At 65.5% G+C, this 12,497-nt stretch carries 10 protein-coding genes; all 10 read left to right on the top strand.

The window, feature by feature from the left end:
* Nucleotides 1-103 precede the first annotated feature (103 nt).
* The 10 genes from FJ417_RS04715 to FJ417_RS04765 all read left to right on the top strand — a co-directional run bounded on the left by FJ417_RS04715 (nucleotide 104) and on the right by FJ417_RS04765 (nucleotide 12,488).
* Nucleotides 104-982 carry a fumarylacetoacetate hydrolase family protein gene (locus tag FJ417_RS04715; protein WP_140653997.1) on the top strand — a complete coding sequence of 293 codons (879 nt, stop codon included), beginning with the start codon at nucleotides 104-106 and terminating at the stop codon, nucleotides 980-982.
* Nucleotides 979-1,758: an alpha/beta fold hydrolase gene (locus FJ417_RS04720; protein WP_140782653.1), complete on the top strand. Its 780-nt coding sequence runs from the start codon at nucleotides 979-981 to the stop codon at nucleotides 1,756-1,758. Before FJ417_RS04715 ends, FJ417_RS04720 begins: the two co-directional genes overlap by 4 nt.
* Before the next feature lie 52 nt (nucleotides 1,759-1,810).
* Nucleotides 1,811-3,151, top strand: coding sequence for an amidohydrolase family protein (locus FJ417_RS04725; RefSeq protein ID WP_140643868.1), 1,341 nt, complete (start codon nucleotides 1,811-1,813; stop codon nucleotides 3,149-3,151).
* Nucleotides 3,152-3,195: 44 nt separating this feature from the next.
* Nucleotides 3,196-4,197: a branched-chain amino acid ABC transporter permease gene (locus tag FJ417_RS04730; protein ID WP_181182041.1), complete on the top strand. Its 1,002-nt coding sequence runs from the start codon at nucleotides 3,196-3,198 to the stop codon at nucleotides 4,195-4,197.
* Nucleotides 4,194-5,222, top strand: a complete 1,029-nt coding sequence (locus FJ417_RS04735; RefSeq protein ID WP_140782655.1) for a branched-chain amino acid ABC transporter permease — start codon at nucleotides 4,194-4,196, stop codon at nucleotides 5,220-5,222. Before FJ417_RS04730 ends, FJ417_RS04735 begins: the two co-directional genes overlap by 4 nt.
* Nucleotides 5,223-5,273: 51 nt before the next feature.
* Entirely contained in the window at nucleotides 5,274-6,515 is a 1,242-nt protein-coding gene (locus tag FJ417_RS04740) for an ABC transporter substrate-binding protein (RefSeq protein WP_140653990.1), read from the top strand.
* 24 nt (nucleotides 6,516-6,539) lie between these two features.
* The gene (locus tag FJ417_RS04745) at nucleotides 6,540-7,325 is read left to right on the top strand and encodes an ABC transporter ATP-binding protein (RefSeq protein WP_140782656.1); all 786 of its coding nucleotides are present in this window, start codon (nucleotides 6,540-6,542) and stop codon (nucleotides 7,323-7,325) included.
* On the top strand, nucleotides 7,318-9,537 hold the full coding sequence (locus FJ417_RS04750) for an ABC transporter permease (RefSeq protein ID WP_140782657.1): 2,220 nt from the start codon (nucleotides 7,318-7,320) through the stop codon (nucleotides 9,535-9,537). Before FJ417_RS04745 ends, FJ417_RS04750 begins: the two co-directional genes overlap by 8 nt.
* Nucleotides 9,538-9,626: 89 nt before the next feature.
* On the top strand, nucleotides 9,627-11,813 hold the full coding sequence (locus tag FJ417_RS04755) for a flotillin family protein (RefSeq protein ID WP_140782658.1): 2,187 nt from the start codon (nucleotides 9,627-9,629) through the stop codon (nucleotides 11,811-11,813).
* A 237-nt stretch (nucleotides 11,814-12,050) separates the two neighbouring features.
* Entirely contained in the window at nucleotides 12,051-12,488 is a 438-nt protein-coding gene (locus FJ417_RS04765; protein ID WP_140782660.1) for an SRPBCC family protein, read from the top strand.
* The last annotated feature ends 9 nt before the right edge of the window (nucleotides 12,489-12,497 follow it).

The following is a 12,497-nucleotide window of genomic DNA, read 5'->3' on the forward strand; positions in this document are numbered from 1 at the left end:
CAAGCAGCCAATCCGAATCCGGCTTGCGGCCTAAGCCAATTGGCGCTAGCGTGTTTCAAAAGAGCAGAAAATTGGCTCAAAATTGGTTCACGGGAGGAAATTCATGCGGGTCGCGACTTTCTCGCTCGCCGGCGAAAGGCGGGTCGGCCTCGTCGATCTTGCCGCCCAGACCGTCGCCCCCTTCGATTTCCCCGTCGAGCGCGCCGAGACCGGATTACTGGCGCTGATCGAACGCAACGGAGCCGGCGTGCCGCGCACCCTCTCCCCGGTCCCGCTGGCGGGCGTAGAGATCGAAGCTCCGATTCCACAACCACGCCGCAACATCTTCTGCGTCGGCAAGAACTATTACGAGCATGCGCACGAATTCGCCCGCAGCGGCTTCGATTCCAGCGCCGGCGCCGGCGCGGTGCCAAAACACCCGATCATCTTCTCCAAAGTGCCGGAATCGGTTGTCCCCAACCACGCCAGCGTGTTGATCGACTCCTCCGTGTCGACAGCGATCGACTATGAGGCGGAGCTCGCCGTCATCATCGGCAAGGGCGGGCGCGGCATCTCGAAAGAGGAAGCTCTCGACCACGTCTGGGGCTACACGATCGTCAACGACGTCACGGCGCGCGACCTGCAAGGCAAATACAGCCAGTGGCTGATCGGCAAATCGCAGGACACGTTCTGTCCGATGGGTCCATGGGCCGTCACCAGGGACGAGTTCGATCTCGCCAGCGCCGGCATCCGCTGTTTCGTCAACGAGGACCTGCGCCAGGACTCCAGGATATCGCTGCTCATCTTCGATATCCCGACCATCATCGCCACGCTGTCGCAAGGTATCACGCTCAAGCCCGGCGACATCATCGCCACCGGCACGCCCGTCGGCGTCGGCATCGGCTTCGACCCGCCCAGATATCTCAAGCCCGGCGATGTCGTGCGTATCGAGATCGACGGCATCGGCACGCTGGAGAACCGCTTCGTGGAGAGGCCGCAATGACGACCGTGACTGTCGGCCAGGTCGTCGCGGAAGTTACAGGCGAAGGCGCGGCCGTGGTGATGATCCACGGCCTCGGCGGCACCTCGAACATGTTCCAGCCGCAGATGGCGGCGCTGTCGGGCTACCGCGTCGTCCGGCTCGACCTGCCGGGCTCGGGCCGTTCGTCGCGGCCGATCGAACCGCTCACCATCGAAGGGATGAGCGAAGCCGTGATCCGCGCCATGGCCGGCATGGGTGTAACGTCGGCGCATTTCGTCGGCCATTCGATGGGCACCATCGTGTGCCAGCAGATCGCGGCGACACGGCCCTCCTTGGTAGCTTCGCTCGCGCTGTTCGGCGCTTTGGCCGAACCTGCGGAAGCGACCCGGCAAGGCTTGGCCAACCGAGCCCGTCTGGCGCGCTCCGGCGGCATCGCCGACATCGCCGATCAGATCGTCGCCAACGCGATCTCGGCGCACACCAGGGAGACATCGCCCGCGGCAGCGGCCTTCGTGCGGGAATCGATCACCCGCCAGGACCCCGAATCCTATGCCCGCACCTGTGAGGCCCTGGCCAAGGCGACAGCTGTCGATGCGCGCCGGATTTCGGCGCCGACCCTGCTCGTCACCGGCGATGCCGACACGGTCAATCCGCCAGGCGTCGCCCAGGCGCTTGCCGACAAGATCAAGGGAGCCGTATTCTCCTCGCTCGATCGGTGCGGACACTGGGCCACGGTGGAAAGTCCGCGCGAGAGCAGCTCGAAGCTCGCCGATTTTTTGAGACGGGTTGATAGGTGAGGATTTCGGATCGGGCGTAGACTTACGCGCTCGGCAAGTTGGGAGGCTTGTTATGGCAGACGAAAACTGGGCCGGAAACGGGTCGGGAAGCACGCTCTTCACCAATGTGCGCGTGCTCGACGCATCAGGTGAATATCCCTACACCGGCGAGGTGCTGGTGCAGGGCAACCGCATCAAGCAGATCACCAAGGGCTCGTCCCGCTTCGGCTCCTCCGCGTCGTCTTCCTACAATGGCGGCGCGCCAGGGGGCGTCACCGTGATCGACGGCATGGGCGCGACGCTGATGCCCGGCATGATCGACGCGCATCTGCATCTGTCCTGGAACAACGCGCCCGGCATCGATCCCATCCAGATGATGGAGATCGAGGAGCACATGCTGGTCACCATGGAGATGGCCAAGCTGGTGCTCGATGCCGGCTTCACCGCCGGCCGGGGCGCGGCCGCCGCCAAGCCGCGGCTCGACGTCGTCGCCAAGAAGTTCATCAACCAGGGCCGGTTTCCCGGACCGCGTTACCTCGCGGCGGGACCGGAGATCACCACGGTCGGCGGCCTCGGCGATTCCGCGCCCTCGCATATTCCACATGAGGGCCTCAATCTCGGCATCGTCGTCTCCGGTCCGGAGGAAATCCGCCGCACGGTGCGCCAGCTGATCAAATACGGCGTCGATTCGATCAAGCTCAACCTATCCGGCGAGAGCATCACCGGCATGGGCGCCGAGGAGACGCCGATGTCGGAAGAGGAGGTCGCCATGGCCGCCTCCGAGGCGCGTTGCCGCAACAAGGTCCTGTCGGCGCACGCACGCTCTTCCGGCTCGGTCAAGCAGTGCGTGCGCCACGGCATCCAGAACATCTACCACGCCTCCTTCGCCGACGAGGAAGCGCTCGACATGCTCGAGGCGGTCAAGGACAAGCATTTCGTGGCGCCGGGCATCGCATGGCTGATCAACACCGCGCGGTACGCCGAGCAATGGGGCATCAAGCCCGGCTCGCCGCTGTCGCTCGAATATGAGCGAGAGCTTGAAATGTGCGTCGACACGATGAAGAAGATGCACCGGCGCGGCATTCGCGTGTGCATCGGCGGCGACTACGGCTTTGCCTGGACGCCGCAAGGCACCAACGCCAAGGACATCCAGACCTTCGTCGAGATGCTCGGCTTCTCGCCGATGGAGGCGATCCAGGCCGGCACCAAATATGGCGGCCAGATCATGGGCATGGGCGACGAGCTTGGCCTGATCAAGGAAGGCTACCTCGCCGATATCCTGCTGATCGACGGCGACCCGATTTCGGACGTGCGCATCCTGCAGGACAAGAACCGCATCCTCGCCATCATGAAGGACGGTAAGTTCCACAAGGCGCCGCGCATGAACGAGCAGCGCCGGCGGCTGACCGCATGAGCATACTCGACCAGCCATCGTCCTCGCAGCTGTCGGGCGGCGGCATGACACGCCGCCAGGCCTGGGGCCTGGTCGGCCTGCTGGCCGCGGCGATCGTCGCCTGGCTGGTCTTCGCCGTCTGGCCTGCCTGGCTGAACGCGATCCTGATCTCCAAGAAGGCCTTCGTCAGCGCCATCCTCAACGGCCTGACGCTCGCCGGCCTCTATTTCCTGGTCGCCAGCGGGTTCACCCTGATCTTCGGCCTGATGCGCAACATCAACCTGGCGCACGGCTCGCTTTATCTGCTCGGCGCCTATATCGGCTACGAGGTCACCAGCCGCACCGGCTACTGGCTGCTCGGCGTCGCCGCCGGCTTTGCCGTGCTGGCCATAATCGGCGTCGTCATGCAGGTTTTCGTCTTCCGCCGCCTGGAGGGCGACGACCTCAGGCAGACCCTGGTCACCATCGGCATCTCGATCGTCGCCGCCGACCTGATGCTGGCGGTGTGGGCCGGCGGGACCTACCAGATCGCCACGCCGGAATGGCTCGACGGCGCCTTGACCCTGCCAGTCATCACAGCAGTGCGCTCGAACGGCGCTTCGGTTTTCCTGACCTATCCGCTCTACCGCGTGGTCGTGCTGGCGGCGGCGATCGTCATCGGAGTCGGGCTCTGGCTGATGCTCAACAGGACCCGCGTCGGCATGATGATCCGCGCCGGCGTCGACGACCGCGCCATGCTGTCGGCCTCGGGCGTCAACGTGCATGCGGTGTTCGCCATCGTCTTTGCGGTCGGCGCCGGGCTTGCCGGTTTCGCCGGCGTGGTCGGCGGATCGGCCCTCTCGGTCGCACCCGGCGAGGACGTGCGCTATTTGCTTGCCTCGCTGGTCGTGGTGATCGTCGGCGGCATGGGCTCCATTACCGGCGCGGCGATCGGAGCGCTGCTCATCGGGCTGGCCGAGCAGATCGGCCTGGTCTATTTCCCGACCTACGGCGTGGTGCTCACCTTCGTCATCATGGTGGTGACGCTGGCGGTGCGGCCGCAAGGCATCATGGGGAAGGCGAGATGAGCCTGACCACGGTCGCCGACGGCGCGGTGCCGCAACAGAACTGGCTGGACAAGATCGGCGCGGGTCACGTCATCCTTGCCGTCGCGCTCGTTCTCTATCCGCTGGTGGCATCGGATTTCTTCCTGACGCAGATCGCCGGCTACTCGATGATCTTCGGCGTCCTGGCGCTGTCGCTGATGCTGCTGGCCGGCTATGGCGGAATGCTCAGCCTGGCGCAGATCACGGTAGCCGGGATTGCCGCCTACGCCGTCGCCATCCTCGGCAGCAACAATTCCAACGTGCTGGGCTTCGGGTGGCCCTGGTGGATCGTCGTCCCCTTCGCGGTTGCCGCGGCCGCGGTGTCGTCGGCGCTGATCGGCTGGATCTCGGTGCGCACGGAAGGCATCTACACGCTCATGATCACACTGGCGATCGCGACGGCGACCTTCTACTTCGCCCAGCAGAACTACGCGATCTTCAATGGCCATTCCGGCTACGCCGGCATCCACGCGCCGGTGTTCTGGGGCATCGACTGGCGTGACCCGAAACCCTTCTATTACCTCTGCCTCGGCCTTGCGGCGCTGTCCTACGCGGCAGTGCTCTACGGCTCCCGCTCCACCTTCGGCATGACCTTGCAGGCGATCCGCGACAATCCGCGAAGGATGCGGGCGCTGGGCTATCATGTCACCGCGCACAAGGTCTTCGCCTGGTTCCTGGCAGGCATCCTCGCCGGGCTGGCGGGCGTGCTTCTGGTGTGGTTCAACGGGCGCGTCTCGCCCGGCACTATCGGTGTCGACGTGGCGATCGACATCCTGATCATCGCCGTCATCGGCGGCCTGCGCCATCCGATCGGGCCGTTCGTCGGCGCGATCGTCGTCATACTGATGCAGACCTTCGCTATCGACATCGTCGGTGCCGAGCGTTTCAACACGCTGATCGGCCTGGTGTTCCTGGCGATCGTCTTCGTCTCGCCGGATGGAATTCTTGGGTTGTGGGGGAGGATCAAGCCACATCTTGCCCAGGGATCCTTGCGCGCCGGCCCCTAGCGGCTGGCGCGGATGAAGCACTGCTGACCAATCAAACGGGAGGAACCGAAAATGCACAGACGTACACTGCTGGCCCTGGCGCTGTTCACCGGGCTGACCGCGCCTTCGATGGCGCTCGCCGCCGACGACACGATCAAGATCGGCCTGCTCGCCACTTTCGAGGGGCCGTTCACGGTGCTCGGCGAGGACGGCGAACGCGGCGCCATGACGGCGGTCGCCGAGACCAACGGCACCGTCGCCGGCAAGAAGATCGAGATCGTCAAGGGCTCGTCCGACGCCTCGCCCGACAGCGCCGTGCGCGCCGCGCGCAAGCTTGTCGAGCAGGACGGCGTGAAGGTGCTGGTCGGCCCGCTTTCGGGCGATGAAGGCCTCGCCGTCAAGGACTATGCCAAGACCAAGCCGGACGTGACGTTCATCAACGGCACCTCGGCAGCGCAGGACACGACGCTGCGCAATCCGGCCGAGAACTTCTTCCGCTTTTCCACCGACGGGGCGCAGTGGATGGCCGGCCTCGGCACCTATGCCTTCAACGACAAGGGCTACAAGAAGGTCGCCACCGTCGCCGAGGATTACTCCTTCCCCTACACGCAGGTGTTCGGCTTCATGGCCGAGTTCTGCAAGGCCGGCGGGCACGTGCCGTCGAAATCCTGGGTGCCGATCGGCAACAAGGACTTCTCCTCCGTCATCGCGGCGATTCCCGAGGATGTCGACGCCATCTATGTGGCGCTCGGCGGCGCCGACGCCGTCAACTTCCTGACCCAATACCAGCAGGCCGGGGGCTCGGCTCCGCTCATCGGCGGCTCGATCACCGTCGACCAGACCGTGCTGACTTCGAAAGGCAAGCTGAAGGATGTGCTGAAAGGCACGCCGTCTGCCGGACCGACCGCCGACACCAATGACGCGCCCGCCTGGAAGACGTTTGTCGACGCCTACGAGAAGCAGCCGGGAGCGTTCCCGTCCCCCTCGCTCTTCGCCCATGGCTACTATGTGAACATGAAGGCGACGCTGCTGGCGCTCGACCAGGTTGGCGGCGACGTCTCCGACGGCGGCAAGAAGTTGCGTGAGGCCTTGTCGAAGCTTTCCTTCGACACGCCGACCGGCAAAGTGTCGCTCGACAAGAACCGCAACGCCGTCGCCGACATCTTCTTGACCGAGGTTACCGAAGGCTCGGACGGCACTCTTCTCAACAAGCTGGTCAAGGTCGTGCCGCAGGTCAATCAGACGCTGGGCATTCCCGAGGACGAGTTCATGAAGCTCGGGGCGGTCAACCGCGACAATCCGAGCTGCCCCTAACGGCACGCGCCAAGAGCATCGTCAGTGACCGAAAACCTGGCCGCGAACCGTCTGCAAAGCACCAGTGCCTACGCGCTGGAGCTCGATGGCGTGGCGCGGCATTTCGGAGCGCTGGTGGCGCTCTCGGGCATCGATATGAGGATCGCGGCCGGCGAGCGGCGCGCGGTCCTCGGCTCCAACGGCGCCGGCAAGACCACCCTGTTCAACGCCGTGACCGGCGACTTCCTGCCGACTGCCGGACGCATCCGTTTCTTCGGCGAGGACATCACCGACCTGCCGCCGCACGAGCGTATCCGCCGCGGCGTGCGCCGCACCTATCAGATCTCGCAGCTGTTCAAGGGGCTGTCGGTCCTCGATTCCATCTTTCTCGCCTGCCGAGGCGTCTCGCGCCAGCGGTTTTCGCTGCTGAGGCCCACCGCCGCCGACGTCAACATGGTGCAGGCGCGATCGATCCTCGAGGCGGTTCATCTCGAAGCCCATCGCGACGCACTGGTGGCGACGCTGAGCCACGGCCAGCAACGCCAGTTGGAAATCGCGCTGGCGCTCGCCGGCGCGCCGCGCTTCATCCTGTTCGACGAACCGGCGGCGGGTCTTTCGCCGACCGAGCGGCGCGACCTCGTCGCCATCCTCAACGCGTTGCCGAAGCATATCGGTTTCATCATCATCGAGCATGATCTCGACGTCGCCCTGCGCGTGGCGGACTACGTGTCGATGATGCACAATGGGTACCTGTTCAAGGAAGGCACGCCGCAGGAAATCGAGGCCGATCCGGAGGTCCAACAGATCTATCTCGGAGGCAAGCATGGCTGAACGCCCCGCCGGCAAAAGCCCCAGGGCGGTGCTGAAGATAGAAGACCTGCAGGTCTTCTATGGCGAGAGCCATGCCTTGCAGGGGATTTCGCTGACGCTGGAGAGCGGCGTGCTTTCCGTGGTCGGCCGCAACGGCATGGGCAAGTCGACGCTGTGCAATACCATCGTCGGACTGAAGCGCGCGCGCTCCGGCTCGATCCGCTTCGACGGCCGCGAGACCACCGCGCTCGAACCGCACGAGATCCACCGCCTCGGCGTCGGCTATGTGCCGCAGGGGCGGCGCGTCTGGCCGAGCCTGACGGTCGACGAGCATCTGCGCCTTGCCGGCGGCAATCGGCGTGACGCGAGTTGGACGGTCGAGCGTGTCTACCAGACCTTTCCGCGCCTGGCGGAGCGCCGGCACAATGGCGGATCGCAGCTGTCGGGGGGCGAGCAGCAGATGCTCGCCATCTCGCGCGCGCTCCTCAGCGACCCGAAGCTTCTGGTGATGGATGAGCCGACCGAGGGGCTGGCGCCCATCATCGTCGACCAGGTCGAAAAGATGCTGGTCGACCTTGCCGCCGAAGGCGAGATGGCGGTGCTCGTGATCGAACAGAACATCGGCGTCGCGACCGCTGTCTCCAGCCAGGTCGCGATCATGGTCAATGGCCGGATCAACCGGCTGATGGACGCGGCCGCGCTCACCGTCGACCGCGACCTGCAGCAGCGGCTGCTCGGCGTCGGACGCCATGCCGAGGAAGCGCCTGTCACGCCGACGGAAGCGGCACAGGCAAAGGAGCAACTGGCGGCCGTCTATCGCGTCGACCGGGCGTCCGCCGGATCGCTCGAGCCGGCGGGGGGCGACGGCGTCTATCGGCCCGTCACCCAATTGCCCAACCGCTGGAACGTGCCGGTCACCGAATTGAGGCAGGCGGCCGTCGACAAGACGGCGCCCCAGGACGACCCGAGGAAGGTCTTCGCCATCCCCTTTGCCGAGCGCATCGGCAAAACCGTGCTGGTCGTCGGCACGTTCGACACCAAGGGCAAGGAATTGCGCTTCGTCGCCGACCGGCTGAAGTCGCTCGGACTGCCTGTGCGCACCGTCGATCTGTCGACGTCGGGAAAGCCGTCGAGCGCGGACGTGCCCGCCATGCAGGTGGCCGGCATGCACCCGCGCGGATCCTCGGCCGTCTTCACCGACGATCGCGGCGGCTCGGTCGGCGCCATGGCGGAGGCTTTCGCGCGCTGGATCGAGCGGGAACCGCGCATCGGCGGCATCATCTCGGCGGGCGGCTCCGGCGGCACGACGCTGGCGACGTCCGGCATGCGGGTCTTGCCGGTCGGCATCCCCAAGCTGATGGTCTCGACGGTGGCTGCGGGCGACGTCGCCAAATATGTCGGCGGCGCCGACATCATGATGTTCCATTCGGTCGCCGATGTTCAGGGGCTGAACTCGATCACCGAGCAGGTGCTGTCCAACGCCGCCCACGCCATGGCCGGCATGGTCGCGCAACTGCCCAATGCCGAGGCGTGGGACGCCAGGCGCAAGCTGGCGCGCCCTGCCCTCGGCATCACCATGTTCGGTGTCACCACGCCGGCGGTGCAGGCAGTGACGAAACGGCTCGAAGCCGACTATGACTGCCTCGTCTTCCACGCCACCGGCATCGGCGGGCGCGCCATGGAGAATCTCGCCGACTCCCGGCTGCTATCGGCCTTCCTCGATCTCACCACGACCGAAGTGGCCGACATGATCGTCGGCGGCGTCTTCCCGGCGACCGAGGATCGTTTCGGAGCGGCGATCCGCACAAGGCTGCCCTATGTCGGCTCGGCCGGCGCGCTCGACATGGTCAATTTCGGGCCGCGCGAGACCGTGCCGGAAAAGTTCCGCGGCCGCAAATTCGTCATTCACAATCCAAATGTCACGCTGATGCGCACGACCCGCGACGAGAACCGGGCCTTCGGCGAATGGATCGGCGGGCGGCTCAACGCCATGGACGGACCGGTGCGCTTCCTGCTGCCCGAGGGCGGCGTGTCGCTGCTCGATGCGCCTGGCCAGCCCTTTCACGATCCGGAAGCAGACAACGCTCTGTTCGAAGCGATCGAAAAGACCGTTCGCCGGACGCCCCAGCGCCATGTCGAGCGGGTGCGCGCCAACATCAACGACACGCCCTTTGTCGATGCGGTGATTAGCGCGTTCCACGCGATCACCCCGAAGCTGCAGAGGCGGGCATGAACAGTTGGACTTTACCGGACGGCGGACGGATCTTCGAAATTGGTGCCGGGCGCCTGGCACTGACCGGATTGTGTAGGGGAGAATAAATCATGGACGCGCAGAGCTTTGGCGCTTTCCTGTTGTGGCTGATCGTTGCCGCGGTCGTCGTGGTAATCGCCGTCTACATCCTGCGGTGGCTCTATCGCCGCTCGACCAAGGAGACGGCGTTCGTGCGCACCGGCTTCCTGGGCGAGAAGGTGGTGGTCAATGGCGGCGCCTTCGTCATTCCGGTGCTGCACGAGATCACCCCGGTCAACATGGGTGTGCTGCGCATCGAGGTTCGCCGCGAGGACGCGCTGGCGCTGATCACCAGGAACCGCATGCGCGTCGACCTCATCGCAGAGTTCTTCGTCCGCGTCGGCGCGAGCCGCGAATTCGTGACCGCCGCGGCGCAGACGCTCGGCCGCCGCACGCTGCAGCCCGAGAGCCTGCGCGAATTGCTGGAAGGCAAGTTCGCCGGCGCCATGCGCACCGTCGCCGCGCAGATGACGCTGGAAGAGATGCATGAGCTGCGCGGCGACTACGCCGACAAGGTCCGCGCGCTTGCTTCGGACTCGCTGGCCGCCAACGGACTTGAGCTGGAAAGCGTCGCCATCGTCGACCTCGACCAGACCAGCCTCGAATATTTCGATCCGTCCAACGCCTTCGATGCCGAAGGCCTGACGCAGCTGACGGAGTCCATCGAGACCAGGCGCCGCATGCGCAACGAGATCGAGCAGCGCACTTTGGTCGACATCCGCAACCAGAACCTCGACACCCAGCGCAAGGTGCTGGAGATCGAGCGCGACACCGAATATGCGCGCCTGGAGCAGGAGCGCGAAGTCGAGATCCGCCGCGCGGCGCAGCGCTCCGAGCTCGCCAGGGAACGGGCCGTACGCGACCAGGAAGCCGAACAGGCGCAGCTTTCCGCACGCGAGGCTGTGGAGAAATCTCGTCTTGCCCAGGAGCGCAGCATCACCGAGGAACGCATCCGCAGCGAGGAAGACACGCAGCGCCGCGAGATCGCGCGCCGCCGCGCGCTCGACGAGGCCGAGATGAAGATGCGCGAATTGACCGAGCGCGAGCAGATCGCTCTCGGGCTTGCGCTGGAGAAGGCGCGCATCGAGCGCGAAGGCGCGCAGAGCGGGCTCGAGATCGAACGCAAGAAGTCGCTCGAAATAGCCGAGCTCGAACGCCAGATCGCGCTAGCGGAAAAGGCGCTCGAAGTAACCAGGGCGGAGGCGGAGAAGCGCCGCGCCGAGATCGTCGAGAACCAGGCAACCGAGACCGCGCGGATCGAGCAGGAACGTGCCGTCGACGAGGTGCGGATCGCCAGGGAACGCCATCTCGAAGCCTTGCAGATCGCCAAGCGCCAGGCCTTCGAGGAAGCCGAGATCTCGGCTGGAGAAGAGGTGGAGCGAGCCCGCATCACCACCGAGCGCGGCATCGAGGAGGCGCGCCTTATCAAGGAGCGCGATCTTCGTCAGCTCAGCGTCGACCGCGACCAGAAGATCGAGATCGCCGAGATCCAGAAGGCTATCGACATCGCCAAGAAGACGCAGGAACGCTCCTCGGCGATCGCCGCGTCGGAAGCCGTTCGCGCCAAGGCCATCCAGGCCGAGGAACAAGCCCTGACCGCCCGCGAGCGCGAGATCGCCGAGCGCCGCAAGCTGACCGACCTGATCGGCGCCCAGCGCGAGGCGGAGCGCGAGGCCCTTCGCGTGACGGCCGCCGCCGACGCCGAGATGAAGGCCGCAAAGAGCCTGGCGGAGGCACAGAAGATCGCGGCCGTCGCCGCCGCGGAAGCGGAAAAGATCCACGCCCTTGCCGCCGCCCAGCGCTACGAGGTCGACGCGACCGGCCATCGGCAGATCAACGAAGCGGAGAACCTTCTCTCCAGCGAGGCGCGCGCCGGCCGCCTGCGCGGCAAATTGCTGGATCACATGGAAGGCATCATCCGCGAGAGCGTCAAGCCGATGGAGAAGATCGACGGCATCAAGATCCTGCATGTCGACGGTATCAACGGCGGATCTGGCGGCAACCGCAACGTCACTGACGAGGTGATCGATTCGGCGCTGCGCTACCGGGTGCAGGCGCCAATGATCGACAATCTGATGAAGGAGATCGGCATCGAGGGCGGCTCGCTCGGACGGATGACCGACGTGCTGCGCGATGCCAAGGACATTTCCAACCTCGCCCGCGATAAAAAGGGCAAGGGCAAGGCCGCCAAGGACGATGATGACGACCGCGATCATTGAGGTGACGGCGGTATTTTCTTGCCAAGTGGTTCCCCCACTCCGTCGCTGCTTGGCAGCGCCACCTCTCCCCCCTCCGCAGGGAGAGGAAAGGAGCCAGTTGGAATCGCCTCGCGCCTTTCCTCTCCCCCGTCGATCGGGGGAGAGGTGTCGAGCGAAGCTCGACGGGGTGGGTGTCGATCTGGCGCGGCGCGAGACAATAAATGCTCGGACCGCCATGCCCACAGCCGGCTCTCAAGCATGACCAAGGTCTATGTCTCCTCGGTCATCTCGGCCCCGGCCGCGGACGTCTGGAAGGTCGTGCGCGACTTCAACGGCTTGCCGGACTGGGCGCCTTTCGTGGCCGAGAGCCGCATTGAGCAGAATGCGCATGCCGACCGGATCGGCTGCATCCGCAGTTTCACGCTCAAGGACGGCGGACGGATCCGCGAACGACTGCTGGCGCTGTCGGACTACGACCTCTCCTGCAGTTATGCGATCCTGGAGAGCCCGATGCAGGTGGAGATCTATGTCGCCACCTTGTCGCTGACGCCGATAACCGACGGCAATTTGACGTTGGCCGAATGGCAGGCCGAGTTCGATTGCGCCCCCGAGCGCGAGGCAGCGCTGACGCAGCAGATAGGCAGCGGCGTGTTCCAAGCCGCGCTCACCGCGCTGAAGCAGCGCTTCGGACGCTGACCCGCCGCG

Source organism: Mesorhizobium sp. B3-1-7 (genome assembly GCF_006439385.1).
Classification (GTDB): Bacteria; Pseudomonadota; Alphaproteobacteria; order Rhizobiales; family Rhizobiaceae; genus Mesorhizobium.

Bases quoted from the DNA above. Each gene is read 5' to 3' on its own strand.
- FJ417_RS04715 (WP_140653997.1), top strand. From the start codon at position 104: ATGCGGGTCGCGACTTTCTCGCTCGCCGGCGAAAGGCGGGTCGGCCTC.
- FJ417_RS04720 (WP_140782653.1), top strand. From the start codon at position 979: ATGACGACCGTGACTGTCGGCCAGGTCGTCGCGGAAGTTACAGGCGAA.
- FJ417_RS04725 (WP_140643868.1), top strand. From the start codon at position 1,811: ATGGCAGACGAAAACTGGGCCGGAAACGGGTCGGGAAGCACGCTCTTC.
- FJ417_RS04730 (WP_181182041.1), top strand. From the start codon at position 3,196: ATGACACGCCGCCAGGCCTGGGGCCTGGTCGGCCTGCTGGCCGCGGCG.
- FJ417_RS04735 (WP_140782655.1), top strand. From the start codon at position 4,194: ATGAGCCTGACCACGGTCGCCGACGGCGCGGTGCCGCAACAGAACTGG.
- FJ417_RS04740 (WP_140653990.1), top strand. From the start codon at position 5,274: ATGCACAGACGTACACTGCTGGCCCTGGCGCTGTTCACCGGGCTGACC.
- FJ417_RS04750 (WP_140782657.1), top strand. From the start codon at position 7,318: ATGGCTGAACGCCCCGCCGGCAAAAGCCCCAGGGCGGTGCTGAAGATA.
- FJ417_RS04755 (WP_140782658.1), top strand. From the start codon at position 9,627: ATGGACGCGCAGAGCTTTGGCGCTTTCCTGTTGTGGCTGATCGTTGCC.
- FJ417_RS04765 (WP_140782660.1), top strand. From the start codon at position 12,051: ATGACCAAGGTCTATGTCTCCTCGGTCATCTCGGCCCCGGCCGCGGAC.